A 26,991-nucleotide genomic window follows, 5' to 3' on the forward strand; every position below is an offset into this window, starting at 1 on the left:
TTCATTGGGTAACGCTCACTTCAGCGTCTTTTAGTTTAAGCTTTGTGGCTGCTTGAGGCTGATTTTGCGCCGCTTGTGGTAGCGTTACTTCACGACTTTTACGGTCAAGTTCTTGTACTTGTGGATCGTTCATTTTACCGGTTACTTTAAAGTTTATTTCGGAAATAACGCGCGCCGAGTGAATCACTTTATCTATAGCAAGTGCAGCAAGGCCGGTAACTGGGTTAACCATCCAAGCTACTATTATAGGTATACTGGAGGTTACTTGCGGCGCAACCGCTAGGTCATAGTCTATTTCTAGGGTGTTTAAATTAGCATAACCTTTAATGGTTAAGTCGGCTGGTACGCCATCCATTTTAGTATCTTGAGTATAGGCAATGCCTTTATCAAGCTGCATTGTGCCTTGCATACTGTTATAAAAAAAGCCTTTGGAAAACACATCTCTAAAATCGAGTTTTAATTTACGCACTAACGAATCTAGGCTCAGTAACGAGAACACCCGCGCGCCACCATCACTTACCTCGGTTAAATGTCCTTCGCCTAATCGCCAATCAATATTGCCCGAAAGACTTGCTACATCAAGGTTATACGGGGCTGCTTGCCATGCAAGATTATAGTTAATGGTTGCGTTTGAATCTTTAATTGCGGTGGTTAAGTCAAACTCATTAAATAATGCGCCTATATCCTCACTTTTAAGCTCACCGCTGAGTTGCGTTTGGCCATTTTGCCACTGCCCATGGGTGCGTAAAATATGATCGTTCTTATCAACCACTAACTCAGAAATAACAAGCCGCTTACCATCCCCCAATAAAGATGCGCTTACTTTACCTAACTGATACTGACTCACCTTACAGTCGCCACATTCAAATTCTATTGCGGGTAGCTGAGTAAGCCAGCTTACGTCATCGGCTGTTTCTGTGCTTGCAACTGGCTTAACGTTTGCAGGCTCAATAAAGTTAACTCTTAAATAATCGCTATTAATTCGAATCGGCTGGCTGGCTTGCGAGATAGGAATTAACACTCCTGCACGTAACTCTTTAGCATTTAACTTTAGATATAAATCGTTTTGGGTAGGTGCTAAGCGCATTTCAAAGTCATTAAATTGCACGTCACTAATATTAAGTTTTTCTATATTAGCAAGTACTTCATGCAGTGGTGGCATAACACTAGCTGATACTTGCTCTGAGCCTTGCTTAGTTACATTTATAATTTGCTCAATTAACTCTAACCAAGGAAATAAATCGGTTTGTGGTAGATTAATACTAACTGCTAAATCTTTTTTATTAAGCCCTAAATCGTTTTTACCGATAACAAAATGAGCATTATTAAAGTGGGTATTGGCATTATCTAAAATAGCGTTAAAATAAAATAGCTGCTTTATATTAGCGGTAATTAAGTTAGATATATTATCGCCTTGAATAACTGCATTGAGTGGCCATGGTTGCTCGCTGCTTTTAGCATAGTCACCCGGTAAAGTACTGCTTAAACCAATTAATGACGAGGTTACTTGCGCACGATAATCAAACCCTTGTTCGGTAAAATTAAGCACTAAACCAATATCGGCTGCACTTTCGCCGCTAAGGTAGTTTTTTAATAACCCCTGGCCGCTCGCAATAAGAGTCTCGGCATCTAGCTGCGCTTTTATGTTTATGTTGGCGCGATAATCTTGCCCAATACTTTTGCTGTCATAGTTAATATTGAGTGGCATGCCCAACCATGTTGCAGTGGCATTAGTGAGGGTTATTTCATTGTTTTTAAAATGCAGCTCGCCGTTTAAGTTATCCAGTTCAATGCCTGGAGTTGCAATATAAACAGGTAAGTCTATTAAATTTACTTTGCCGCTAACACTTGCACCATTAGCAAATTTAGAACCAATTAACAGCTCTATATCTGCACTCGCTTCGCCTTTACCTTGCACAATTTTAAAAATTTCAGCAAGTGGGCTGGCTAGTGGCGTGGCCGCAAAAAAGTCGTGCATTTTTTCAAGCTCAGCTTGCTTATCTATTTTAACTACTAGCTCATCGGCATGCATTAAATCGCTAATGCTAACGCGTACACTACTACCCACAGCTAAATTTACTAACTTGCCTTGCTGGCTATAAATATCCATGCGCTCATTGGCAAAATGTAACTGGGCGCTGGCATTAGTAACTGCGGGCCAGTCGGGATCAAACTGATAAGTGGCGTTATCTATTTGTGCTAACACATCAAACTGCCCAGAGCCGTCACTAAACGGAAAGCCTGTTAGCGGGCCTGCAAAAAGCACTTGTGCTTTTGACACTTCACCGCCTTTTATGGCGCCATTTAAATAACTAACTAATTCAGGGCTCATCGCTTTTAAAGGAAAATAGTGCCCGGCAATACTGGCGTCGGGTGCAAATGCTTCGGCGTATAAATCTAAGCGCGGTTCGTCACCTAAGCTAAGTTGCATTTCTGCAGCAAAGGTTACTTCATCATTGTTAAACCAAATATTGTCACTGCTAATGTGCCAAGCATTACTGCGCTTGGCTAAATTGAGCTCTACATTTAATTGCTCATAATCTATATTTTGGCTAAAGCTATCACCGGTAATTAGGCTGTTATTTTCACCAAACAGGGTAATTCGCCCGTATTGCTGATTAACCAGCGCACTAACTCGCAGGTCTTGTGCGGCAGGTATTGCGTGCTGCTCTTGCCAGCCAATATTATCGGCTTCAAACCACAGCTGCCATTGCTCATTATTGGTATAATCGAAGTAAGCTTGCTTTATTTGCCCACTTGGCTGGCGCTGTAAAAATGGCGTTAGGTTGTTAAAGTTAGTCAGCTCGGCTAAATCGCTAAGTAGCGCTATATCAACTTGCTGTAACCAAACTTTATTTTGCTTACCCAGCAGTGCCTCAAACTCTAAACTCGGCCAGCTTTTATCATTACTATTAAACGCTAACCCCGTGCTTTTCAACCGCCAGCTTTTTTGTTCAGGAAATAAATGAAATCCACCTTCACTTAGGCTCAGCTGTTGTTTTTCTCCAGCCAATTCCCAATGTACAAAACTAGGTAACCACTGTACTTTTACATCACTCACTAAACCTTGATTAAGCGCTAACCAAGCTTGTAAGTTTATATTGCTATGCAGTTGCTGTTTTTCGGTATTAATATATTGCGCTAACCAGTTAGATACATCTACCTCATTAGCTTGCACATACATATCGCCTGCCATTTTTTCAATGGTATCGCCTTTGAGTGCTATTCGCGCATCAAAACTTCCTACCGAAATACCCGGTAATGCTAAGCTACCGCTGCCTAAATGTTGTTTATTTTGATTTTGCCAAACAATATTCTCTAACAGTAACTTACGCTCAGTACCGTCTTCTAAAATAAAGTTAATGCTGGAGTTTTCTATTGCGAAGTGGCCTGTGTCGCCCAAAAATAGTTCTTCTATTAGCTCTTTTTGTTCAAACGACACTTCGCCCTCATTTTTAGCAAATAAATTAGCTACCTTAATACTGGTATGAAAGCCATTTATTACAAAGTAGTTTGACTTTAATTGCAGCGTTTTTAAGCTCTCCCACAAGTTAAGCTCTAAACTGGTTTTAGCTATAGTGAGTGAAATAGGTGCAGTTTGGTTGTCTTTAAACGATAGGTTTTCGAGCACTAAGGCAGGCCCGCTGCCTTGCCAACTAGCTGAAATAGAGCCTATTGATAAACTAATATCAAACTTAGTATGTAGGTAGTTTTCTATATTATCTTTGTAGTCGTTTGCATAAGGTAGGGTATATTTTAAAATAGAAACAGTCACGGCCAGTAACACTAAAATTATGGCACACGTTTGCCATAATTTTCTAAAACAAAAAAAACAGACCGCTTTTGCTTTCATTACATCATTACCACATCAAACTGCTCTTGGCTGTATAAACTCTCAACTTGAATATTGACCTGCTTGCCAATAAATAGTTCCAACTCGGCTAAGTTATGGTATTCATCGTTAAGTAATGCTTCACATACCGCGGGCGCTGCATAAACCACAAACTTATCAGCATCGTAAGCACGATTAACTCTCACTATTTCGCGCAGTAATTCGTAGCACACTGTTTCTACTGTTTTTTGTGAACCACGACCAGAACACGCAGGGCAAACATCACATAATATATGCTCTAAGCTTTCGCGGGTGCGCTTACGGGTCATTTCTACTAAACCTAATGCCGACAAGCCATTAATATTAGCTTTAGCACGATCTTTTGCTAACGCCGATTCGAGCGAATGCATTACGCGGCGTTTATGATCTTCACTTACCATATCGATAAAATCGATAATAATAATACCGCCTAAGTTACGCAGCCTAAGCTGGCGCGCAATAGCAGAAGTGGCTTCAACATTGGTATTAAAAATGGTTTCTTCTAAATTACGATGGCCAACAAATGCCCCCGTATTAACATCAACTGTAGTCATCGCTTCGGTTTGATCGATAATTAAATAGCCACCCGATTTAAGGGTTACTTTACGGTGCAGCGCTTTTTGTATTTCGTTTTCAACATCAAACAAATCAAAAATGGGGCGCTCCCCCGGGTAATACTCAAGCACTTGCGACAAAATTGGCACAAACTCTTCGGTAAATAATTTAAGCTCTTGGTAGGTTAGTTTAGAGTCAACCCTAATGCGCTCCATATCCTCGCCCACATAGTCACGTAGCGTTCTAAAGGCAAGGGTTAAGTCTTCATGCAAAATACTGGCTTTACTGGTTTTTTTACGACGTGACACCACTTTTTGCCACAACTTTTGTAAAAATGCAGCATCGTGTCTTAATTCGGCTTCGCTTGCGCCTTCTGCAGCGGTTCGCACAATAAAGCTGCCGTTTTCATCGCTGTATTCAGCAACGATTTTTTTCAACCTGGCGCGCTCTTCTTCTGTTTCTATGCGCTGGCTTACGCCAACATGGGTGGCGTCGGGCATAAACACTAAATAGCGCGAAGGTATGGTAATGTCGGTAGTTAAACGCGCGCCTTTAGTGCCCAGTGGATCTTTTACCACTTGCACCATAATATATTGTCCTTGGCGCACTAGTTCTCGAATATCTTGTACTTTTTTTATCGGGGTATCGTCTACACCTTCAACAATAGAGGCGCTATTTACAATATCTGAGGCGTGTAAAAATGCAGCTTTTTCAAGGCCTATATCAACAAAGGCGGCTTGCATGCCGGGTAAAACACGGCTAATTTTTCCTAAGTAAATATTACCAACAATCCCTAAATTGCCAATTCGCTCTAGTTGTATTTCTTGTAGAACACCGTTTTCTATTAGGGCAACACGGCTTTCACTTGGCGTGACATTAATTAGTAATTCTATACTCATGCTAGCCTCTTAAGAATGTTTGTAATAATTGTTCGGTCTCGTATAAAGGTAAGCCTACTACAGCAAAATAGCTACCCGAAATATGAGTAACAAATCGACCGCCTAAGCCTTGAATGCCATACCCTCCTGCTTTATCTTGTGGCTCGCCACTTTGCCAGTAGGTATGTATTTCATCATCGCTGAGTGTTTTAAAAGTAACATTAGTACTGACTACGCAGCTAAGTACTTTGTCTGTTGTTGCAAAAGCAACCGCGGTTAATACCTGGTGGGTATTGCCCGACAAACGCTTTAATGTATGGGTAAAGTCATTTTCATCACGAGGCTTGCCTAGCGATTGGTTGTCAATAACTACAACGGTATCGCTACCCAGCACAGGGCGATCGGTATAACCAAGTGCTACACCCGACTGCGCCTTTAAACGCGCTAAGCGTTCTACATAATCATAAGGAAGTTCATTGGGTAGTTGGCTCTCGTCGGCATCAACACTAAACTGAGTAAATTCGATTCCTAGTTGCGCTAAAAGCTCTTTACGGCGAGGTGAGGCAGATGCCAAATATACGGCGTTGGTCATTATCTGATCCTAAAATGTCTACGGTATTTACGCAGCAATAAAAACACCCACACCCAACTCAACATGCCTGTTAGTACAGGCCATAAATATTGCGGGCTAAAATACACGCCTAATAAAAAGTGATTTAGCCAAAACTGCATTAAGTGATAAAGGGTTAAAAACAAGCCAATTAATAAGCTTTGTTGCCATAGCGAAAAGTTACGGATTTTTTGAAAATTACTGGCCGTAACAAAAATACAGATTGAATAAGTAAGTGAATTAACCCCAAGTGGTGAACCCGAAGCTAAATCTATTAATAAGCCTACAACCCAAGCGGTGCCTATATTTAAACGATGTGGCACAGCAAGTGACCAATACATTAATACCAACAGCACCCAGTCAGGACGAAATGGTTCAAACGAAAACGGTAACGGCATCAAAGCCATTACTAACGCAAAAAAGATACTCAGTGCAATTAACAACGAATAACGATTAATCATCGCTAACCTGCTCCTGTTGATTTCGCCACAGCACTACTAATAATCGAATACGATCTAGCTGTGCTATGGGTTCTGCATAAACTTGTGCAAACGGCTGGCCTTCATCGCGATTTATTTCAGTAACTACAGCAACGGGGTAGCCCTCCGGAAAGGTGCCCCCTAAGCCTGAGGTCACTAATACATCGCCAATACGTACATCTAGGCTGTGTGGTACATGAGAGAGCTTAACAACATTAATTTTACCTATGCCTTCAACCACAGTACGCACATCGTTACGTAAAATACGTACCGGCGTAGCGTGGGTAGTGTCGGTCATTAATAACACGCGTGAGGTGGTTGAGCCTACTTTAGTAAGCTGCCCTACTACGCCCATATCATCAATTACGGCTTGGCTTTCACTAAGCCCATTGGTGGTTCCTCGGTTTATAACAACTTGATGGCTATACGGGTTTGAATGTACTGACAGTACTTGCGCAATAATTTTACGATTTGACGGCTTAGCCGATGAGCCTAATAAGGCGCGTAATTTTTGATTTTCTCTGCTCAAAAACTGGTACTGCTGTAGTTGCTCGCTTTGCAGCATTTGCTTTTTTTTCAGCGCTTCGTTTTCGGTAAGTAATTGATCGCGGGTATGTAAGCTTTTTGCACCAAAGCTAAATACTTCATAGGGTAAATTAGCCACATAAATTAATGGGCTAACCAGTGTATTTAAACTAGTACGAACGTTTGTTCCACCTTCGGTGTACTTATCGCCAATAATCAGTATGACACTCAAAAGCACTGCGACAAAGAGTCGCAGTTGCAAAGAAACGGTTTGTGCAAACATTGATTTCATTAGTCGTAACTAAATACATCACCGCCGTGCACGTCTATCATTTCAAGCGCTTTACCACCACCACGGGCAACACATGTAAGCGGATCATCAGCAACCACAACCGGAATGCCTGTTTCTTCCATTAATAAACGATCTAAATCTTTTAGTAATGCACCACCACCGGTTAACACCATGCCGTGCGCTGAAATATCCGACGCTAGCTCTGGCGGCGACTGCTCAAGGGCAACCATTACAGCACTTACAATTCCCATTAGTGGCTCTTGTAGCGCTTCAAGAATTTCGTGCGAGTTTAATATAAATGAGCGCGGTACGCCTTCGGCTAAATTACGGCCACGCACTTCAATTTCGATTGGTTCATCGGTTTTAAAAGCAGAGCCAATTTGATGCTTAATATTCTCAGCAGTCGCTTCGCCTATTAAGCTACCAAAGTTACGACGCACATAATTAATAATTGCTTCGTCAAACTTATCGCCACCAATACGTACTGACGATGAGTAAACTACGCCGTTTAACGAAATAATAGCCACTTCGGTAGTACCACCACCAATATCAACAACCATAGAGCCTGTGGCTTCTGATACCGGTAAACCTGCACCAATTGCCGCAGCCATTGGCTCTTCAATTAAATACACTTCGCGAGCACCCGCTCCCATTGCAGATTCACGTATTGCACGTTTTTCTACTTGGGTTGCACCACAAGGTACACATATAAGTACACGTGGACTTGGACGCATAAAGTTATTGTTATGCACTTGCTTAATAAAATGCTGTAACATTTTTTCGGTAACATAAAAATCGGCAATTACGCCGTCTTTCATTGGTCGAATAGCTTTAATATTACCAGGCGTACGGCCTAACATTTGCTTTGCCTCAGTACCTACTGAAGCAACGCTTTTAGGTCCACCAGCACGCTCTTGACGAATAGCAACCACTGATGGTTCGTTAAGTACTATGCCTTCTTCTTTTACATAAATGAGGGTATTGGCTGTACCCAAGTCGATCGATAGATCGTTTGAAAAAATACCACGGAGTTTTTTAAACATGAGGCTGGATGACCTTTGAAATACGTTCTTATTTAAGCTGCTTTCACTTTAATACGCTAATATAATGAGCGACATTAAGCACAGCTGCCTTTGTAATTTAGTTAAAAAAGGAAGCAAAGCTTCCTCTTTATCGTTCGCGCACTAAGCGAAAACCTATGTAATTAGATCTAAAATCGGGTGCTAATATTAATCGTGTTGAGGCACGTGCAAGGCTAGGCGCAAAATTCCACGCTCCACCTCTAACTGCAACATCCGACTCACCCGAGTTTTTGTTAGTCCATTCCCATACATTGCCTACGGTATCGTATAAACCAAATGCATTAGGAGAAAACGATCCTACCGGTGCAGCACTCTTGTTTGACCATTGACTACCACACCAGCCACAATTCGCTAAATTTTTACCAATATCGTTACCCCAAGGGTATTCTGTTTGACTACCTGCGCGTGCAGCGTATTCCCACTCAACCTCATTGGGTAAACGAAACTGTTGACCTGTTTGCCCTGACAACCAATCAGCATACGCTTTAGCGTCGCTATAAGTTAAACAAACAGCCGGAAAATCACTTGTTTGCTCAAACCCAGGATTACGCCAATTTAAATTAGCTTCCCAAACGGGTTCGCCATTTAAATAATAGGCGCAGCCTTTGCCTTGCTCAGCTTGTGTTTTGTAGCCTGTATTAGCAGCAAACTGCTCATACTCACCTACTGTCACTTCTTTGCTTTGCATTGCAAAAGAGTTGGCAATTACTTTTTCAATAACCGGGCGCTCATTGGCTAAACCATTGCCATTAATATCGCCCATGTTAAATTTACCTGCCGGAATAACAACCACCGAAGTTTTTACATTAGCGCTTAATACGCTAATGTTGTCACTTACTTTACGAGTTGTTTGCTCTGGTTGCTCACGCGTGTATGTCGGTGCAGCAATCGACTCTGGCTTTTTTACTAAATTGGCATGCACAGTTTGTGCTTTATTTAAATCAACACGTACCTGATAAGGCTTATAACCAAGCTTGCGCACTTCAATATTGTGCACACCTCGAGGTAAGCGAGTTACTAAGCGGGTTGAGCCAAAGCTAACCCCATCAATAAACACCTCGTCGTCGTATACGTTTGAGCGTAGCGTTAATTCTATCGGCTGGTTCTTATCGCTATTAGCAATAACCGAGCTGTTTGTTACCGTAGGCTTTACTGCATAATCACGCACTGGTTGCTCGTTTAAACGAGCCGCCGAAACGTTGCTATTATCCGCGTGCTTACTGAATGTTAACTGACTATCTGAAAAGGTTGTGCTGTAAGTTGGCTGATATGTTGCCGCCATTGGCGTGCCGTACTCAGAGCAGTAACGGTTATCAATACTTAATAAGTTACATAAGCGACTACTGTTAACTTCACCACGCATAGTAACGCTTAAATTAACGTTATAATTGCCTTGGCCACTAAATGCACTTTTTACTACATGACTACTTAAAATTTGTACCTGAGCACCGGCCAAATTACGTTTAGGTTCAACTAAACGCTCTTCGGTTAAGTTGGCAAATATTTGGTCAACAAAACGCTTAGTCGCTTTTTGTAGCCCCATTTGCTGTCCGCGTTGCTCACACGCTGCAAGTGTTTCGGTACGTTTACAATTAATTGTGTGATTAACCTCTAACGTGCCTTCGCGGGTAAACTCGTTACGTAAACGCTCTACTCGGGCGGTAGTTAACTGCTCTTTTAAGCTCTCTAAAGTGTTTAAAAGCGTGTGTTTAGCAACACGAATTTGCTCAATATCTTTACGGTGGGATGCAATTGCCGCCAACTGCATAGAAATATCATCTTTATTTTGCTTGTGATCGACCACCGCTTTTTGATAACGCGCCTGAGCAGCGGTTATATCAATACTAGGATCATCAATTAAACGACGGTACATTTCGTTCATCGCGTCGAGTGCTTGGTTTTTTTCTTTATCTAACTCGGTTGAACGTGAACGTAAAAGTTGCAACTGGGTTTGCAGCTGGCTTTCTTCTTTTAAATGTTTATCAAGTATTGTTGTAGATTTGTCATAGTCGATCTGTTTTGTACTAATCTCAGATTCAATTCCAGTTACTGTTGCTGTGTCTTGTGCAAATGCACTACTAGCCAACAAACTAGCTGAAATTAACAGAGATAAAGGAGTAATTCGCATATATTCAGTCCCAAAAAGCGGCAATTATTTGGTCGTTATTATTTTTCTAAAATAAAGCCTTATGCTATGTACTTGAAGCACAAAACACAAGCTTTGTTCAATTATTATCTAAGTTTACAACTATTCACGTGTTTCACGCCAGTAAATAACCCGATCATTCCCTCGAAAGTGGCCAAATTGTAAAATAGCATAAGGATTTAGCTGAGATTGGTCACCTTGCCAATCCCATTTTAGCCAGTCATAGGTATTATATTCTAAAGTAAATGTTCCTGAGCCATTAGGCTTTGCATAAATACCGTTATTTACCGGATACCCTCCCGCCTCTAACTTCCCTGCGGCACCATTACCATACTCATATGTTAATACTGGGCTAACTGGCAATACTTGGCTTAATTTAGGATGTTGAAATACACTACAGTTATCGTTGCTGTTTACTACAAACCCATTGCCATCCCAATATTGAGATTCCATGGGGATAAGTAATCGATCTAAATCTGAGCCTGCATTATTACCTAACACTAAGCGGCCAAACCTAAACTCAATAGGCACACTATTTAGTCGTACGCTGTTGCAATTAGTGCTACAGGTTACTTGTGTATTAGGGCTGTCGTTGGCATCGATTAATGTAGCGCGCTCAATATTTGTAAGTGTGGCCATTAAATTAACCATAGCAAATGGGCCATCAGGCTGATCAACTCCTAGCCTTTTTAAGGTGACATTGCTTTGATTCATCTGCCATTGCCCATCACTGGTATCGCCCCAATTGTTTTCACCTAAATTAATTAGGCGGCTGACAAAGCTACTTGCTGGCACGTAATTACCCGCTTCATTATTTTCAGCATTAACTTGCACTACCGACTTATCAAACCCAGCCCTGTAATTACTCATTAGCTGATTATTTTGGTTTAGTGCTTGCACTGTAAAGCCAAGTTCAAATGGCTGTTCAAGGTAGGTTAAATTACTCCCATAATCAGTACACTGCGCCGCAGCTTGCACTCCTGTTATTTTAAATTGCGATGGCGCAAAACGGCCCACATTATAAAGCTCGCCTTTAACATCACCCGCACCAAAGTAATCGCTATCGTTTAGCCCTGCTATTAAATCAATAATCCCAACTTGGTCATAACTATATTGCGATATGGATTCACTTAAACTACCGGTATCTTTAAATGCAACAGTGTTAACGACTGCAAGTGTTCCAGAAGCACCTGCTGTGGGCAGCTTTAATTGCGCTGTTACTGAAGGTTGCTCATTAATAAAATGCTTAGCAATAGGATTGTTAGTAATATCACTGTAGTTATCGGGGTAACCATCGTTGTTGTTGTCTTGACCTGCACGCCATTGCACTGCATTCATTTTTAAATCAAATGTCTCCCCTGTTAGTTTAAACAAGCTACCTGCGGCATCTGTTGCAAAACCATCATTGGGTAAGTTCATAGCCAAGCCAAAAGGTTTTACTACATACTCGTTAGAGCTACCGGTTAAATTAACCGACAAGTTAGTAATCGGATCCAGTATTAAATTAGTTTTAGCATTAAGGCTAAGCTGTGCTGCATCGGGGTAATTTATTATTATTTTCGCTTTAGACTCATCATCAAACTGTAATGGCACTGATTTATAACTTTGTTCAATCGCGTATACTTTATTATTATTGCTAAGCTGCACCGGATCAGAGCAACTTACCCCTGCGCTACAGGTATAGGCTAAATCTAAAGCAACTTCTGCCCCCACAGGAAACGCCGCTTCACACGCCCCCGTGGCGGTATTCGTTTTTACAGCTTGAATTGCTAATGCTTTTGCATTAAATCCTGTATTTGAAGGTTTACCTGATAGTTGGGTAGGAATTGTTGTATTGTTATCGCTTTCATTTTTAAAAATAAAACCCGCCTCCGCAAACACCACTTTACAGCCACTTAAACCAACATTTTTACCGCCAATATAACAACGTAACGGCGCAGATGGATCTGCAGTGTTATAACCAATTGTGGCACTGCCAGTGGTACGTTTTGCAAACTGTATATTAGTACTACCAGTAAAGCTGATATTCTCACCGGTTACCCAGCTTTGCTTGCTACTATTATCTGGTGATAAATTTAAGCTTGATGGCTGATCAAATAAAATATCGCAAGTATCATTTGCACAGGCGGTTAAAGCCATGTCTTTAGCTTGACAAGTCAGTCCCTGGTTATCACTCATTGATACTCTATAATGATCTAGCAATACAGGCTTATAAATCCCACAAAAGCCTGGAATATTATCTGGTACTGGTATGGCATCAAAAGTAGAACTACCCTCGGTAATAATTTGTGTGCCTGAGGTAATAGAGCCTTCGTATGTTACATTTTGCGCTATTCTTACCTCGCCGGTAGCAACAATATAAGCAGCTATATTGGCATTGGCGGCAATCGCAATCGCACCATCAACATAAATAGCAAGATACGCCCCCGAATCAACTACTATATTGGTTTTACCTATATTTAAAAATGAGGTAGAGAGTAACGAACTTGTGTTTTTTAAAAAAATACGCGTAGGAGCCGTTACTCTGTATTGATCCTCTAGCATGGCAAGCTGCAACTCATCATAAAAATAATCCCCAGCTAAAGAGGCTGGCACTGGTGGCACAGAGCTGCCATCGTTAGCCACTGTAGGCACTTGAGCTGCCTGGCTGGGTGTTAAAGAGTTATTACCACTTGCTAAACAAGCTTGACCGTTACATAGCGGTGGATTAGTTAGCGCCAAAGACGTTAAATTAGTAGTCGTAATAAATTGCGCGTTATTGTCTGTTACTTTAACGCCTTGGACTAACTGCACCAAACCATCATTGTAAGTAGATAGCGCGCCTGGAAATAAAGTGTCACAACTTAAAATTTCGCCGCTAGAAACAAACGAACTGGTCATGGCTAAAATAGATACTTCTTCTTTAGGATGAGAGCGCTCATTATCGCCATCTCGGTCTTCATCGACCACCAGCCCGACTCGCTTAGCTTTTAAATTACAACTTCGTAACCAGCCACCATCGTCTCCTACACGCGAGTTTTTACTTGCAACAACTAAAGGCGATTGCGAATAACGATTAGTGAAATTAAAATAATTACATCCATCGTTCCAACCACTTACTGCAAAGCCAGTAAAAAAGCTCTCCCAAATAACCTCCACATCATTATCATCTGTGAATGAGCGACTAGCCCCGGGCTCTACTGCTAAATATGCTACTTTTTCGCTTTTAATTATACCAAATGCCGTTTCAGAAGCTTCTAACGCAATATTTACTCCGCTTGCCGATAACGAGGCTGTTTCTATCGCAATAGTTAAAAAGGGCACTAAAGCTTGTGCAGGAGGGTTACTATCTAAACTATTAAGCGTTTGTAATGAATGAAATAAATTTGGCCGCTGGGTAAACGAATGGGCAAAAGCAAGCGACTTATAGCCCTTTGGAGTAAATGGAGAAAAACCAGATTTGGCACCATATTGCACCTCTAGATGTAAATCGGTGCTTCCTACTTCCATAATAGTGCCATCAGGGAATTCATGAACCCCATATTCTACCGCTAAATAATGTGCGCCCATATTAATATGCGCACCATCCTCACCGGAAGGCTCCAAAGGGAGTGCTTCAAACCCGGTAGTCGTGATATTTTTAACCCGAATAATTGCAGGATTACCACCTTGGTTAGTTGAAAGCATAAAAACAGCTGGAGGAGTTATATATTGCTGTTGAAAATTAATTTTTGTCCATACTGGTGATGTATAGGTATTTTGCAACTCAATAAAGCGCCCTTCAATCTTAGGTGCTGCAGCATTAGCGTTATTGCTAAATAAAAGCGCGGCTAAGCATATGAGTACGAGAGTATTTTTTATCATGGTAACGTTTTAGCCTCTACACTTAGTGTGCGTTGCGTTTGCCAGTAATCTTTTCTACATGCGTCCCCCAATGGACAATCAATTGGCGCGCAAGTCGCACTACTTTGTAAATAATAAATATTAACCGTTCCCGAGCGCGCACTGCTATCGGGTAAATCCAGGTACTCTGTACAGCTAATAGATACATCACAAAACGATAAATAATTTGTTTTAAAGGTTCGGCTTGTAGTTACTGAGGCACAATTTTGTGCTGCGCTATTAAGCGGAAATAATTCGGTTAAACCGCTTTCTAAACCACTTTGCGCAGCCATATATGCTCGCGCGCCATAATACTCTATCGTATTTTGCTGCGCTGCCCCGCTCAGCACTTTAACTAATGCTAAGCCAAGTGCTAATAAGGCTACAATAATCACTAAACACACAACAATTAAGTTACCTTGTTGCTTTGTGGGTGAGCGGGTAATTTGCTGATAATTATTAAGGTACATTTGGCACGTGCACCTCATGGTTAAAGTTCATTACTTCGGTTTCGTTAAAGCGCATTTGTGCATTAACATTAAGTACAGCATTTCGCTGTAAGGCCACCGGCTCTATGGTAAAAAATAAGTTACTTGCTAGGTTATTTGCAATATAAAGCCCTAACAAATCACGCTTAACACCCGAGGTTACTTGTAAGCTAGGCGCATCTGACTGAGTGCTATTAAAAGCATAATTTGTATAACGATATAAAAACTGTCCTTCTACACAAAAACTAACTGGCTCAGCTAATAAATATAATCGTTTACTGGGTGATTCTGCTGCAAATGCTTTACTAAATTGCCACTGATCAATAGCATTTCCTGCCGTGTTATCAAATGCTAAAACTTGTAAGCGTTTATGATTATTTTCGTTATATATATCATCGCTATTTAATGGATAAACTGCTGCCCAGTTACCCGCTTGTGGTTTAGTTAAGTTATTAAGCTCAAAATCAACTGCGGTAATATTAAACGGGGCTGTGGTCGGTAAATAATTTGTATAATGAGTAGCTGATAAAAAAGGGGTAAACTCAAGGCACTGATGAGTATTGCACGCCCCTTTACTGTCGTTATCACAGCTTAATCTAAGTGAATTAGGTGTTGCATGGCGTAGCTCTTTACTAATACGTGTTATTAAAAACCGCGCTTGCGCTACTGCTTCTTGACGCTCCACGCCTTGAGCGTAAATACTTACACCTGCGCCAATAAACGAAAATGCACTAACGGCTAAAATACCTAAAATAACCATTACTAGTAATAGCTCAATTAAGGTAAATGCGTATTGTCGCGTTATGTTATGCATTAATAATTCCCTTTATAAGCACTAAAGCCGTATACCTCACCCAGAGGTGAAGTAACCTCTATAGTAATGCGCTTAAAAGTGGTGCCATCATTACTAGTGGCATCATTAAAATCACTGTCGTACTGCACTTTAACAACCAAGCTAAAGCCACTATATTGCGGTAATAAAATACCTAAACTATTGGTTATTGGCTGCCCCGTAAGTGCTATATAGTCGTCAACATCGTTATAACTGGTACGTGTTTCTGAATTATCTGGTCCAAAGTCTGCCGCTACGGTACAGGGCTCTGCACCTAAGGTTGTTTCGCCGCAACGCCTAAAAGGAGCGCTTCTATCGCTATGCTCATCAAACGATTTGCTTTGAATTTCGTTCATGAGTGATTGCCCAAACTCCGAAGCACGTAATGCCACAATAGGCTCAGCACTTTTTTGAGCTTGAGGTGCAATAAGCGCAGTAATAATACTCAGCGCAATTGCAAACATCACAATACCAACAATTAACTCTATTAAGGTAAAGCCTTTATGTTTAAGGGCAGGCATAAATAAGCCCTTCACCGCTAATGCATACCGCGGCTAACCCTATATCTATTCGACATTGCGTTGTGCAGTTTTGATCAACCCTACCAAGGGGATCAAAGTTAACTTGGGTAAACACATTACCGTTACTGTCTAATGCGTTAAAGGTAATATCACTTCTTTGGCTATTAATTTGTATTACTAAGTGCTCACTATTGTTTATATCGGCCCCTCCTGAGCAGGTATCAGGGGTTGGTCCTGCAATTAACCTACTTGTAATGTAAAGCTTATGACAGCTTGTGGTCGCCGTATTTTGCATGGCACGTAACTGCACTGTTCGCAGTGCATTTAATGTGCGGTCCCTATACGAGTACGCATCCTCGGTTGAACTACCTAAAAATTTGGGAACTGCCGTTACCGACAGTATTCCCAAAATAATTAAAGTAATAATTAATTCAACGAGGGTAAAACCGCGCTGCTTACCACTGCTGATCATTTATGTAATTAACAGCCATCTGTCACTAAAGTAACTACAGGCGCTGTAACAACTGTTTTAATTGGTGCTGTTGTTGTCGCTGCTGCTGTTGCTTGTTTATAATCAATACGACAGTCGTCAGTTTTTACATAACTATTTGGATAAATAATTAATGTGCCATCCCCTGCTGAATCATCAAGATTAAAATCAGCAGTATTATCTGTTGCAAATTTCACATCTAAAAATGCTTCAAACGCTGCTTGTGTCGCTGCAGGGTAGCCGTACACAGTAGCTACATTTCCAGTATCTACTGCAACAATTCCTATAGCTTCTTTTTGGTCACTGGCAATAATCGACTTACCATTAACTATATTCATACCACTGCGAATTGATCCCTGTAGTCCTTCCAGCGTAGATGCGTTCGCATCACCTTGCAGGTTTAAAAAGCGCGGTGCTGCTACTACTGCTAAAATACCTAAAATAACAATAACAATAATTAACTCAACAAGCGTAAAACCTGCTTGCTTATTCAAAGGTTGATTTTTTAATGATTGTGTTTTCATAAGTAAGCCTCTTTTTTAATAATTACTTAATTTTTAAATATATGTACTTTGCCTGTTTTAGGTAAGTACGAAAAACCCACTGTTGCTGATGCTATTGCACCATTTATAGGTATGTTTTGAGAGCTAAGAGTGTGCGTTGAATAATAGATACATTGCGTATTAGCTGCGTTATATCTAACTAAAAAACTAACCTCTTTTAAACTTAACTCCTCAGTATTTAGCGTGCTGCTGGGTGCATTTTGTAAAATTACATTTAACACCTGACGACATTTAATTGCATTAGTAGCGTGTGCCCGAGTATCCCATTTTTCTGTTTCATCACTTGTTGGTGTCCCCATCAATCCATCGACACCAACAATTACTCCTCCATAATTAACAAACGTTTTATTTAATAACCCCTTGGGTCGCCTATTCAATTCCCATTGCCCGCGTACCAAACCTACCGCCGACATAAAGCTTGTAGCTACTGCATCAACATTTGCACTATGTGCCTGATTTTTAATATCTATATACTTAGGTATAGCAAAACTTAAAATTACAGCCAGTAACACCACAACAATTATCAACTCAAATAAACTAAAGCCTGTTGAGCGAGTAATTATTGTCTTCACTTTAATTACCTTTAATCGCTGACATCATATTCCACATCGGCATAAAAATACCTAAAGCTAAAATAAGCACCATAATTGCCACAAACACCGTTAATATAGGTTCTATTTTGGCGGTTAAGCTGCGTAAGTCGTAATCAACTTCACGCTCATAATAATCTGCGGCTTCTTGGAGTAACTCATCAACTCGACCTGTTTCTTCGCCCACAGCAACCATTTGTAGTACAAGTTGAGAAAATAACTCACTGGCTCTTGAAACCCTGAGTAAACTGTCGCCTTTTTCAATATCTTGGCGCATGGTAATAATGGCTTTTTCCATATAACTATTATCTACAGCGTGCGCAGTGAGCGATAACCCCGTGGTCATAGGCACACCGGAGCGCAGCACCATTGCCAAACATTGGCTATAACGTGCTAATAAAGTACGCTGTAGAATATCGCCAACAAAGGGGATTTTTAGCTTATATTTATCCCATTTATAACGCCCTGTTACGGTATTTAAATAACGCTTAAAGCCAATTATTGCGCCCACTAGCATTAAAATTAATAACCACCAGTAATTCACAAAAAAGTTGCTTGTTGCTATTAATATTTGCGTCATTAAAGGCAGTTCAGCATTAAATTTAGCGAACATGCTGGCAAAGGTCGGAATAACAAAAATATTTAAAATGATCATGGCTCCCACCAGCGCACAAATTACAAACGTGGGATAACGCATTGCCGCTTTTATACGCTTGCGGGTTTCTTGTTCTTTTTCAAAATAGATAGCAAGTTGATAAAACGCATCTTCTAAACGCCCAGCACCTTCGCCAACCATCACCATAGAAATAGTTAAACGACTAAATACTTTATTGTGCATCGACATGGCGCTTGATAGGTCACGGCCTTGCTCTAGCTGCTTAGTTACTTCCATTAACACCTGTTTAAAGGCTTTATTTTGGGTGGTATCTGCTAAACCAACCATGGCTCTAATAATAGGAATACCCGCTTTTAACAATGAATACATTTGCCTAGAAAACATAATCATGTCTTCTAGGCCTATTTTTTCATTAAATAAATTGTCAAAAACTTTAATGTTATTTTTAGTTTCAACCAGCGCAATTGAAATAGGAATAAATTGACGCTTTATTAAGTTATCAGCAACGCCTGCTTGGCTGCTCGCTTCAAGCTGACCTTTAACTAATACTCCTTTGGCATCTTTTGCTTTATAGCTATATAGCTGCATCATCACCTCCGACTATTTCGGGGATATATTCTGCAACCTTAAATACTTCATCTAAAGAAGTGATACCTTGTTTTGCATAACTAAGTGCCATAGCAGAGAGCGGAATAAAGTTAGCGCTATTTTTAGCCGCTTTAGCAAAGCCTTGCGTGTCATTAATACGCAAGGCATCCATCATTGCATCATCCATTTCAAGTAGCTCAAAAATACCTACTCGCCCCTTATAACCACTATGATTACATGCAGTACAGCCTTGTCCTTTAAAAAACTGTGTATCTGTTGTATTTTCGCCAAGGTACTTTAACCAACTGCTTTCTTGATGATCTGGCTGATACGGCGATTTACAATCGCTACATACACGCCTAACAAGGCGCTGGGCAATAATGGCACGTAACGAGCTTGCTACTAAATAAGCAGGAGCTCCCATATCAATAAGGCGCATTGCACTAGTAATGGCGTCGTTAGTATGTAAAGTCGATAACACTAAGTGACCGGTTAATGCAGCTCTTAAGCCTATATCAACGGTTTCTTGGTCACGCATTTCACCTACCATAATAATGTCGGGATCTTGTCGTAATGCGGTACGTAAAATACTCGCAAAACTTAAACCTATTTTATTATTTATCTGTACTTGGTTTATACGCCCAATTCGGTACTCAACCGGATCCTCTACGGTAATAATTTTACTTTCTTGTTGATTAAGCTCACTTAACGCTCCATACAAAGTGGTGGTTTTACCCGAGCCAGTTGGCCCTGTTACCAATACCATGCCATGCGGGCGTTTAATAATACTGCGCACCCGTTTTAAAATATGTGCCGGCATACCGGTTTCATCTAACGATAATAAACCGGCTGATTGATCGAGCAAGCGCATCACTACAGATTCGCCATGTTGAATCGGCATGGTTGAGAGCCGTACATCTATACTGTGGCTACGCACTTTAATATTAAAGCGGCCGTCTTGTGGCAGGCGCTTTTCTGAAATATCTAACCCCGACATTAACTTTAAACGCAGTACTAAAGCTGAGGCTATTTTCACCTGATTTAAGGTGTGTTCTTGTAGTATGCCATCAACCCGCTGGCGAATACGTAATAAGCCTTCATCGGGCTCAATATGAATATCTGAGGCACGTACCTGCACCGCATCTTCAAAAATAGATTGCAGTAACTTAACCACGGTAGCATCGGATGTTTCGTCACCAAGCGAATTAAGATCAAACTCTTCTACATCTTGGTATTCTTCGTGTAATTGCTCTGCAAAACTAGTGATCTCTTCTGTACGACGATATACGTTGTCAAATGCCGCCATTATTTGGCTTTCTTGCACAACCGCTAATTCTATTCGCTTTGGAGCGAGTATAGGAGCAAGTTGATCTAACCCTCTTAAGTCTGCAGGGTCACTCATTCCAACTAAAACAGAGTCGCCGTTGTCTTCAATTACTAACGCTCGGTAGCGGCGTGCGTAAACTTCGGATAAAAGCTTAGACACATCTGGTGATATTCTACGCTGCGAAATATCTAAAAAAGGCACTTTAAGCTGCTGCGCTAAAAAGCGCAGTAATTGCGGTTCACTAATAAATTCAAGTGTAATTAGGGTAGAGCCCAGCTTACGACCCGTTGCCGCTTGAACATTTAAGGCTTCACTTAACTGTGCTTCGGTGATCATATGCTCATGAACAAGTAAATCCCCTAAACGCATTTTTAAACTAGGTCTCATACGGCCTCCTTCAGCGCTACTAAACGCTGTATTGCATGCTGGGTCATGGCTGTATTTAACCCCCCTAAATCAAGCGCTACTTTATATAAATGCTTAGCATCGGGGTACTCACCTAATGCATCTTTAGAGGTTGCTAACGCTAGCCACCACTTAGCTTGGCTGGGCTGTAATTTAGTTAACTGCTTAAAGCTATTAAGTGCTTTATTATGCTGGTTGGCACTTTGTGCAGCCGTACCTTGTAGTACCCAAAATTCAAAGTTTGCTTGTGTTTCAAAATCATCACTGAGTAGCTTTAATACATCGTCGTACTGCTGCTGCATAATTAGAATTTTGCTAAGCATAATGCGCCATTGCAATACATCAGGGTTTTGACTTATGCCCGCTTGTAAAACCTGTTGCGCCGAGCTTATATCTTGCTGCTTAAAATAGGTTGCCGCAAGTAAGTTTCTTGCTTCTATATGCTGCTTTGATTGCGCTAAAATATTATTAAGATCGCTTATTGCTTCACTATACAAACCAAACTGTATTGCTTGCTTAGCCGCAAGCAATTGCTCAGCAATTAATACTTGCTGAGATTTAGTTTTAGATGAGCTTTTAATCATTACGTTAGCTGGCTTAGCTTTAGATGTTTTAAGGTTTGGCCCAAGGCTTGGCTCAGCATTTGGCAAATTACTCACAACAGCCGCCACTGCAGGTAAGTTTTTATTAGCTGCAGTTATGTCCTTACTTTCACCCAACGCTTGTGGCTGAGAGTTATTAACAGCGGCGGCATCATTTATTAATTTATTTACTAATAACTGCTCAGCCTCATCAATATTTTGCGGAGCTACTTTGCCAACAATATTCGCTACTTTAACGCCAGGCTGGGTATTTAAAGCAGTCGCAACTTCTGGTTGCACATTACTATTTTCGGCTATTTCGTCAGTCACAATAATAGTGCTAGCCACACTTTTTTTAGTTGTTAAGCCTGCTTTTACTTCTTCTTGCGGTAAGGCCGAGGTTAGCGTAACCGATAATTCATCTTGTGTTGGCTTATTGCTCGCCGCTGCTGGTAAGAGTAAATAAGCAGCAATAACTACGCTTATTACAGTGGCTATCACCAGCGCTTTAAATATTAAATTTTGTAGGTCGTACACTGGGGTAACATTTACACCAACTGCGTGCTGTTGGTTAACGTGCTTGGCCTCGCGCTGTTCAATATTTTTTAGCATATTATTAATAACGCTCATAGCCACTGCCTCCATACCCAAATTGCAGCAATAGCGATAACACTTATCGTAATTGCACTATAGCTCCAGTAATGACCCACTCTGTATTTAGCACAGTCTTCGGTATCTTTTATTGCCAGCTGAATATGGCGCGTAGTTATTGCATTTAAGCCCTCTCCATAAGCTTGCAATAACGCTTTATGGCATAAAATATTAACCAAACGCGGAATGCCTCTACTCGCACGTGCAATTTTTAACCCCATCCGATTATTAAATAAAGGGGGCTGATTAAAACCCGCTACTTGTAACCGGTGGTTTATATAATAAATAACCTCTGCTGCTGTCATTGGTCTTAACGCATACGAAAAGCTAATTCGTTGGCGTAATTGCCTTACCTTATTATTGGCTAGCTTTTCATCAAGCTCGGGTTGTCCAAAAAGTACCACCTGAATCAGCTTTTCACTTTCGGTTTCTAAGTTGGTAAATAGTCGTAACGCTTCTAGGGTCTCCCAGCTCAAACATTGCGCTTCGTCTATTAGTAAAACCACCCGTTTGTTGTCGCTTTGTAAGCTCAATAAGTGATGGTTTATAAGCTGGCTTAGCGCTTGCTGATCTAATGCTTTGTCTACGTTCATTCCCAGCTCTATAGCCAGCGCCCAGCGTAACTCTTCTGGGCTTAAATATGAGTTAGGTAAATAAGCAACTGTGTAGTCATGTTCAATATGATTAAGTAACTTCCTGCACAATAAGGTTTTACCTGTGCCAACCTCACCGGTCACTTTAATAAACCCCTCACCCATTGCTATTGCGGTTGTAAGCACTTGCATTGCCTCGTGATGCGGCGCAAGCGCACAAAAAAACTCGGTGTTGGGGGTTAAGGTGAAAGGCATTTCACTTAAGTTAAAAAAGCTTAAATACATAATTAGTTCTTATACCAAGTGTCTAAAAGCTGACGGCTTTCGGCTTGCTGCTTTTTCCAAGTGTCGGGCATAACTACTGTTGGCCGGATCAAAATAATAAGTTCTTTTTTCTCTTGGCGTTTACGTATGTTTTTAAATAAATTACCAAATATGGGAATATCGCCAAGAATAGGTGTTTTAGTTTCTTCGTCCTGCGTTGAGGTTTGCATTAAGCCACCAATAACTACTATTTCACCGCTTTGAGCGCGAATAACAGTGTCTGACTCTCTAATATTGCTTTGCGCAAGTGGCAACTCAAAGCGTTGGTCATCTAAGGTAATTACCTTTAGCTGCTCTTGGGTTTCGGTTACCGACGGGTGAACATGCAAAATAACCGAGCCATACTTATCTATTTGTGGCGTAACATCTAAAGCAATCCCCGAAAAAAACGGCGTTAAGTCAATTTCAGGCGAAGTGGTGGTTGAGGTTCCGGTTACTGTGGTGCTCGACACATTAGTAACAAAATACTCGTCCTGCCCTACTTTTATCACTGCTTTTTGATTATTAGTGGCTGTAACCCTCGGATTTGACAACATTTGTACGTCACCTTGGGTTTCCAATAAATTAATCACGCCGTTAAAATCGCCGCGCTCAATAGTTAACGACGATACCCCGCCAAGCGATGCAGAAAGGTTATTACCAAAATTACCTGCAGTAGTTGCAAACGATATACTACTGCCTAAACCGCTTGATATACGCTCCCAGTTAACCCCTTGCTGATATTCATCTTTTAGCGTTATTTCTATAATTTTTGCCTCAAGAATTACTTGGCGTTGCAGATTTTCTTGGCTTTGGCGTAAAAATTCTTTTAGCTGGCTAATTTCACTTGGCAAAGCATTTACGGTAACTAAACTGGCTTGAGGACTGGTGATCACATAGCGGCCATCGTTAGCTCCAATGAGCGACTTAAGCGCTACTTCTAGCTCTTGCCAAAAATCGTTTTTATTAATTGTTTGAATACGTGAACCGTTTAAATCTAAATTTTGACTGCCCCCACCAAACTCATTATTTTGTTGCCCACTGTTACTTGAACCACCACTGGAGCTACCGCTATTTTGTGCTAATTGGCTCACACCACCGGCCACGACACTCACGGTTGACTGCCCATGGCGCTGCATCATTAAATAGTTAACAGGAATAGTTTCGGTGCGCATTATCGCAGGCAGCACTTGCACAATGCGCCCTTCGTTTACAATATCTAACGGGTACATGCGTTTAATAACCGCAATCACCTCATCAAATGTAACCCCTTTTAAATTAAGGCTAATAGTGCCACCTACTTGAGGATGCACTGCTACGCTAAAAGGCGTACCATCGGTTAGCCCTGCAAAAAATGCTCCCATTTCAACGTCATTAGCGGCCACATCAAAACGCTTTATAGCCAAGTCATCACTCAGACTTTGCTCATTATTAATTGATGATAATAAGCTTTGTGCTAACTCATTGGGCATCTCCAGTGGCGCAATTGTTTTAGCTTGAGCTGAATCGGCCGCAAACTCTTGTCCAATATGCGATTTAAGCTCTTTACCCGGCTTAAAGCTATGGCAAGCAGTTAAAAATGTCGGTAATAATAAAAGTACCAACCATGGGCTAGATAAATTATTTTTTAATTTTATAGTCATATAGTTCTAATTTTATTTGCTTATCATCATTAGCTAACACAACATGTTTTGAGTTGATACTTAGCACTCGAAAACCCTCTATAGCATCGCCTGCTTTATATAGATGCCCTGAAATAATCGCTTTATATGCCGTACTATTTTTAATAATAGATTGCAGCTTAAACTCTGTTTTTTGTGCAACCACTACACCATTACTGATAAACATTGCGGGCTTAGTTGGATCCAGTAACTGCGCTGCGGCACTAGGTGTGACAAGGCACACCATTAAAATATAAAAACTATAACGCAATAAATTTTTCATTCGCGCTCACCGTAGCAATTTGCAAAGTTAACTCAGCTTGCGGATACGTCTGTACCTGATAGCTAAACTCTTGAATTAATAATTTGTTTTGATTATTTTTTAACGCAGCTAAATATTGCATTAAATTAAAGTAACTACCGTGTAGGGTAACCACCATTTGATGTTCAAAAAATAGCGTTTGTGTATCATTTTCCCCGAGTTTTTCTACATCAATTGCTTTAGCTGGCTTTACTTTAAAACTCACAACTTGCACTTCGGTACTGTTAATTAATAAGTCTTTTAATACCGCGGGTACTTTTTTTGCAGCAATAAACCCTTGGCTAAAGGTATTAAGCTGTTTATTAATAAGCTGCTGCTGTTGTTTTGCTTGCGCTATTTGCTGCTGTAAAACGTGGGTATAATTATGGCTAAGCGCCTGCTCTAACATAGAGAGCTGGTCGTTTGCTTGCTGTAACTCTTGTAAAATAGAATGCTGCTGCGACTCAAGTCGACTAACTGCATCTTGCTGTGGAAAAATAATAAATAGCAAACCTAAGTAAATAATAATTAACAAACCAACAAACTGCGTTAAGTACTTCTCACGTTTTTGCAATGCCGCAAACTGCGCTTGATACTTAACCCAAGTAGGCCAACTTGTTTTTTTGCTCTGTTTATTTTGGCTCATGGCTTAACTCCCTTACCGCTCAGGTCGGTGGCAACGTTAAACTCGCTAATCCCATCTTCAGTAGCTAGCTCCAGCACTGAGAACTCTTTATCAGCAAAAAAAGTGGATTGCTTTAAATTACTAAACCAAATAGGTAAATACTTAGACTGTAAGGTTTGCCCATGCAAAGTAACTTTTTGGCCTATAAACTGAATTTCGGTAAGCCAAATATTCGATTCATGATATTGCGCTAAATCTCGCATTACTTCGGCATAATCGGTTTTAGATTGTGCTGATGTTTGCGCTAAGTAGCTAAAAACTTGTTGTTTATGCTGTATTTCTTGCTGTAGTGTTTTTAATTCACTTATTAATAATGTTTTATTTTGTTTATCGGCAAGTTGCTGTTTTACCACTTCTAGCTGAGTTTTAGCTTGCTTAAGCTGCACTTTACTTTGCTGTAAAAGTATATGGTTTGCATGCTCTTTGTAGGCATATAGTGACCACACAATAGCAATAATAATTAACGCGCCACCCCACAGCATTAGCATATTTTGCAGCAATACGGGATCACGCCTTACACGTAAGGACTTTTGATAAAAGTTAATCCGGGTTTTCATATCACAGACTCCGGCTCAGTTAATTGATAAGCCGCACCCAATGCGTAGTAATATTGCGTTTCTAATTGCTGTGCTAGGTCTAGGGTTGGTTTAAAATCAATCACTTTAACGTGTAAAAACTCAGCCAATTCTGCCCTAAGTGTTAATGACGTCAAATCGTCACACTGTAGCTGAATACTGCGAATAGGTGGCTGCTTCAACTGGCTTTCAAAAAAGTCCATCGAACGCTGAATTTCAAGTCCAAATGCCTCTACCAACTCCTGACTTTGATCCTTATCTGACATACCCAATAAGCCATTTAAACGCCGAGTAAGTAATAGCTGCCCATCGCGAATAATTAAAATACGTGGTTCAAAGCTGGCATGCTGCACAATGAGCATGTGGGCGTCTTTACTCGTGCCGAGTAGAGTTACAAGAGTCATTTCCTCCGATGTCATAGTGCGTAAAAGAGGCTTTACCTGCTTAAAACTATCTATAAACGGCAATAACTGCAGCTTACTGGTAATAAACACGTTCATTTTTTTACTTTGCATCGGCAATGTAATTGGATAATCAATAAAATCAGCAACAATATCTTCAGGAGCAATATCGACTAGATCTTTCGTTATCCACGGTAGCGATTGGATGATCTCTTCATCACTTAGTGCAGGTTTTTCTATTTGCACAATTTGATAAAGGGAATGAGGAATAACTAAGTTCACTGCGCACACATCACTACTAACCTGTTGCGTACATAGCGTAATTGCAGCAGTATAGTCATGTTTTTCAGTGATCTCTACACTATGGTATTTGTGTATTTTCCAGTGTCCATACTGTTTTTTTAAACAGACTGCATTAACGGTATTAGCATATGTAGCCACACCTACAACTGTATTTTTATCTAAACTACGCTTGAACAAGGAAAACAGTGAAAACAGTTTTCTTTTCATATAGCTACTAT

At 40.6% G+C, this 26,991-nt stretch carries 23 protein-coding genes; all 23 read right to left on the reverse strand.

The annotated features are described in order from the left end of the window. Position 1: 1 nt before the first annotated feature. The 23 genes from PTRA_RS13970 to PTRA_RS14080 all read right to left on the reverse strand — a co-directional run bounded on the left by PTRA_RS13970 (position 2) and on the right by PTRA_RS14080 (position 26,980). Positions 2 to 3,853 carry a YhdP family protein gene (locus PTRA_RS13970; RefSeq protein ID WP_058374237.1) on the reverse strand — a complete coding sequence of 1,284 codons (3,852 nt, stop codon included), beginning with the start codon at positions 3,851 to 3,853 and terminating at the stop codon, positions 2 to 4. Continuing rightward, on the reverse strand, positions 3,853 to 5,325 hold the full coding sequence (gene rng, locus PTRA_RS13975) for a ribonuclease G (protein ID WP_058374238.1): 1,473 nt from the start codon (positions 5,323 to 5,325) through the stop codon (positions 3,853 to 3,855). Before rng ends, PTRA_RS13970 begins: the two co-directional genes overlap by 1 nt. Before the next feature lies 1 nt (position 5,326). After that, positions 5,327 to 5,896 (reverse strand): Maf family protein, encoded by a 570-nt coding sequence (locus PTRA_RS13980; RefSeq protein WP_058374239.1) that lies wholly within the window; start codon positions 5,894 to 5,896, stop codon positions 5,327 to 5,329. Beyond that, entirely contained in the window at positions 5,896 to 6,375 is a 480-nt protein-coding gene (gene mreD, locus PTRA_RS13985; RefSeq protein WP_058374240.1) for a rod shape-determining protein MreD, read from the reverse strand. The genes PTRA_RS13980 and mreD overlap by 1 nt, the downstream gene beginning before the upstream one ends. Further along, positions 6,368 to 7,210 (reverse strand): rod shape-determining protein MreC, encoded by an 843-nt coding sequence (gene mreC, locus PTRA_RS13990; protein WP_208855509.1) that lies wholly within the window; start codon positions 7,208 to 7,210, stop codon positions 6,368 to 6,370. Before mreC ends, mreD begins: the two co-directional genes overlap by 8 nt. Further along, positions 7,210 to 8,253: a rod shape-determining protein gene (locus PTRA_RS13995; RefSeq protein ID WP_011329327.1), complete on the reverse strand. Its 1,044-nt coding sequence runs from the start codon at positions 8,251 to 8,253 to the stop codon at positions 7,210 to 7,212. Before PTRA_RS13995 ends, mreC begins: the two co-directional genes overlap by 1 nt. Positions 8,254 to 8,380: 127 nt before the next feature. Then, a complete protein-coding gene (locus PTRA_RS14000; RefSeq protein WP_058374241.1) occupies positions 8,381 to 10,420 on the reverse strand; it encodes an SUMF1/EgtB/PvdO family nonheme iron enzyme in 2,040 nt (679 codons plus the stop codon). Positions 10,421 to 10,540: 120 nt separating this feature from the next. Further along, on the reverse strand, positions 10,541 to 14,281 hold the full coding sequence (locus PTRA_RS14005; RefSeq protein WP_058374242.1) for an H-type lectin domain-containing protein: 3,741 nt from the start codon (positions 14,279 to 14,281) through the stop codon (positions 10,541 to 10,543). Next, positions 14,278 to 14,769, reverse strand: a complete 492-nt coding sequence (locus PTRA_RS14010) for a hypothetical protein (protein ID WP_058374243.1) — start codon at positions 14,767 to 14,769, stop codon at positions 14,278 to 14,280. Before PTRA_RS14010 ends, PTRA_RS14005 begins: the two co-directional genes overlap by 4 nt. Then, the gene (locus PTRA_RS14015) at positions 14,759 to 15,601 is read right to left on the reverse strand and encodes a type II secretion system protein (protein ID WP_058374244.1); all 843 of its coding nucleotides are present in this window, start codon (positions 15,599 to 15,601) and stop codon (positions 14,759 to 14,761) included. Before PTRA_RS14015 ends, PTRA_RS14010 begins: the two co-directional genes overlap by 11 nt. Next, positions 15,601 to 16,140, reverse strand: coding sequence for a type II secretion system protein (locus PTRA_RS14020; protein ID WP_058374245.1), 540 nt, complete (start codon positions 16,138 to 16,140; stop codon positions 15,601 to 15,603). The genes PTRA_RS14015 and PTRA_RS14020 overlap by 1 nt, the downstream gene beginning before the upstream one ends. Continuing rightward, positions 16,127 to 16,612, reverse strand: coding sequence for a prepilin-type N-terminal cleavage/methylation domain-containing protein (locus tag PTRA_RS14025; protein WP_058374246.1), 486 nt, complete (start codon positions 16,610 to 16,612; stop codon positions 16,127 to 16,129). Before PTRA_RS14025 ends, PTRA_RS14020 begins: the two co-directional genes overlap by 14 nt. An 8-nt stretch (positions 16,613 to 16,620) precedes the next feature. Continuing rightward, entirely contained in the window at positions 16,621 to 17,154 is a 534-nt protein-coding gene (locus PTRA_RS14030; RefSeq protein ID WP_058374247.1) for a prepilin-type N-terminal cleavage/methylation domain-containing protein, read from the reverse strand. 26 nt (positions 17,155 to 17,180) lie between these two features. After that, on the reverse strand, positions 17,181 to 17,765 hold the full coding sequence (locus tag PTRA_RS14035) for a pilus assembly FimT family protein (protein WP_058374248.1): 585 nt from the start codon (positions 17,763 to 17,765) through the stop codon (positions 17,181 to 17,183). Position 17,766: 1 nt separating this feature from the next. Further along, a complete protein-coding gene (locus PTRA_RS14040; protein ID WP_058374611.1) occupies positions 17,767 to 18,987 on the reverse strand; it encodes a type II secretion system F family protein in 1,221 nt (406 codons plus the stop codon). Further along, entirely contained in the window at positions 18,974 to 20,701 is a 1,728-nt protein-coding gene (locus PTRA_RS14045) for a GspE/PulE family protein (RefSeq protein WP_058374249.1), read from the reverse strand. The genes PTRA_RS14040 and PTRA_RS14045 overlap by 14 nt, the downstream gene beginning before the upstream one ends. Next, entirely contained in the window at positions 20,698 to 21,930 is a 1,233-nt protein-coding gene (locus PTRA_RS14050) for a tetratricopeptide repeat protein (protein ID WP_058374250.1), read from the reverse strand. Before PTRA_RS14050 ends, PTRA_RS14045 begins: the two co-directional genes overlap by 4 nt. Beyond that, positions 21,927 to 22,829: an ExeA family protein gene (locus tag PTRA_RS14055; protein WP_058374251.1), complete on the reverse strand. Its 903-nt coding sequence runs from the start codon at positions 22,827 to 22,829 to the stop codon at positions 21,927 to 21,929. Before PTRA_RS14055 ends, PTRA_RS14050 begins: the two co-directional genes overlap by 4 nt. 2 nt (positions 22,830 to 22,831) lie before the next feature. Beyond that, positions 22,832 to 24,490, reverse strand: coding sequence for a pilus (MSHA type) biogenesis protein MshL (mshL, locus tag PTRA_RS14060; RefSeq protein WP_083497532.1), 1,659 nt, complete (start codon positions 24,488 to 24,490; stop codon positions 22,832 to 22,834). After that, positions 24,468 to 24,791 carry an agglutinin biogenesis protein MshK gene (locus PTRA_RS14065; protein WP_041454587.1) on the reverse strand — a complete coding sequence of 108 codons (324 nt, stop codon included), beginning with the start codon at positions 24,789 to 24,791 and terminating at the stop codon, positions 24,468 to 24,470. The genes mshL and PTRA_RS14065 overlap by 23 nt, the downstream gene beginning before the upstream one ends. Further along, positions 24,769 to 25,455 carry a hypothetical protein gene (locus PTRA_RS14070; protein WP_058374252.1) on the reverse strand — a complete coding sequence of 229 codons (687 nt, stop codon included), beginning with the start codon at positions 25,453 to 25,455 and terminating at the stop codon, positions 24,769 to 24,771. The genes PTRA_RS14065 and PTRA_RS14070 overlap by 23 nt, the downstream gene beginning before the upstream one ends. Continuing rightward, positions 25,452 to 26,051 (reverse strand): PilN domain-containing protein, encoded by a 600-nt coding sequence (locus PTRA_RS14075; protein ID WP_237113459.1) that lies wholly within the window; start codon positions 26,049 to 26,051, stop codon positions 25,452 to 25,454. Before PTRA_RS14075 ends, PTRA_RS14070 begins: the two co-directional genes overlap by 4 nt. Continuing rightward, positions 26,048 to 26,980 (reverse strand): hypothetical protein, encoded by a 933-nt coding sequence (locus PTRA_RS14080; RefSeq protein WP_058374253.1) that lies wholly within the window; start codon positions 26,978 to 26,980, stop codon positions 26,048 to 26,050. The genes PTRA_RS14075 and PTRA_RS14080 overlap by 4 nt, the downstream gene beginning before the upstream one ends. Between the last annotated feature and the right edge of the window lie 11 nt (positions 26,981 to 26,991).

Origin of the sequence: Pseudoalteromonas translucida KMM 520, assembly GCF_001465295.1 — a bacterium.
GTDB classification, from domain to species: domain Bacteria; phylum Pseudomonadota; class Gammaproteobacteria; order Enterobacterales; family Alteromonadaceae; genus Pseudoalteromonas; species Pseudoalteromonas translucida.

Excerpts from the sequence above, each read along its gene's own strand:
- PTRA_RS14040 (WP_058374611.1), bottom strand. The coding sequence starts at position 18,987 with ATGCAGCTATATAGCTATAAAGCAAAAGATGCCAAAGGAGTATTAGTT.
- PTRA_RS14080 (WP_058374253.1), bottom strand. The coding sequence starts at position 26,980 with ATGAAAAGAAAACTGTTTTCACTGTTTTCCTTGTTCAAGCGTAGTTTA.
- PTRA_RS13995 (WP_011329327.1), bottom strand. The coding sequence starts at position 8,253 with ATGTTTAAAAAACTCCGTGGTATTTTTTCAAACGATCTATCGATCGAC.
- PTRA_RS14010 (WP_058374243.1), bottom strand. The coding sequence starts at position 14,769 with ATGTACCTTAATAATTATCAGCAAATTACCCGCTCACCCACAAAGCAA.
- PTRA_RS14075 (WP_237113459.1), bottom strand. The coding sequence starts at position 26,051 with ATGAAAACCCGGATTAACTTTTATCAAAAGTCCTTACGTGTAAGGCGT.
- PTRA_RS14025 (WP_058374246.1), bottom strand. The coding sequence starts at position 16,612 with ATGATCAGCAGTGGTAAGCAGCGCGGTTTTACCCTCGTTGAATTAATT.
- mshL (WP_083497532.1), bottom strand. The coding sequence starts at position 24,490 with ATGACTATAAAATTAAAAAATAATTTATCTAGCCCATGGTTGGTACTT.
- PTRA_RS14020 (WP_058374245.1), bottom strand. The coding sequence starts at position 16,140 with ATGCCTGCCCTTAAACATAAAGGCTTTACCTTAATAGAGTTAATTGTT.
- PTRA_RS14070 (WP_058374252.1), bottom strand. The coding sequence starts at position 25,455 with ATGAGCCAAAATAAACAGAGCAAAAAAACAAGTTGGCCTACTTGGGTT.
- mreD (WP_058374240.1), bottom strand. The coding sequence starts at position 6,375 with ATGATTAATCGTTATTCGTTGTTAATTGCACTGAGTATCTTTTTTGCG.
- PTRA_RS14030 (WP_058374247.1), bottom strand. The coding sequence starts at position 17,154 with ATGAAAACACAATCATTAAAAAATCAACCTTTGAATAAGCAAGCAGGT.
- PTRA_RS14000 (WP_058374241.1), bottom strand. The coding sequence starts at position 10,420 with ATGCGAATTACTCCTTTATCTCTGTTAATTTCAGCTAGTTTGTTGGCT.
- PTRA_RS14065 (WP_041454587.1), bottom strand. The coding sequence starts at position 24,791 with ATGAAAAATTTATTGCGTTATAGTTTTTATATTTTAATGGTGTGCCTT.
- rng (WP_058374238.1), bottom strand. The coding sequence starts at position 5,325 with ATGAGTATAGAATTACTAATTAATGTCACGCCAAGTGAAAGCCGTGTT.
- PTRA_RS14045 (WP_058374249.1), bottom strand. The coding sequence starts at position 20,701 with ATGAGACCTAGTTTAAAAATGCGTTTAGGGGATTTACTTGTTCATGAG.
- PTRA_RS14055 (WP_058374251.1), bottom strand. The coding sequence starts at position 22,829 with ATGTATTTAAGCTTTTTTAACTTAAGTGAAATGCCTTTCACCTTAACC.
- PTRA_RS14015 (WP_058374244.1), bottom strand. The coding sequence starts at position 15,601 with ATGCATAACATAACGCGACAATACGCATTTACCTTAATTGAGCTATTA.
- PTRA_RS13980 (WP_058374239.1), bottom strand. The coding sequence starts at position 5,896 with ATGACCAACGCCGTATATTTGGCATCTGCCTCACCTCGCCGTAAAGAG.
- PTRA_RS14005 (WP_058374242.1), bottom strand. The coding sequence starts at position 14,281 with ATGATAAAAAATACTCTCGTACTCATATGCTTAGCCGCGCTTTTATTT.
- mreC (WP_208855509.1), bottom strand. The coding sequence starts at position 7,210 with ATGAAATCAATGTTTGCACAAACCGTTTCTTTGCAACTGCGACTCTTT.
- PTRA_RS14050 (WP_058374250.1), bottom strand. The coding sequence starts at position 21,930 with ATGAGCGTTATTAATAATATGCTAAAAAATATTGAACAGCGCGAGGCC.
- PTRA_RS13970 (WP_058374237.1), bottom strand. The coding sequence starts at position 3,853 with ATGAAAGCAAAAGCGGTCTGTTTTTTTTGTTTTAGAAAATTATGGCAA.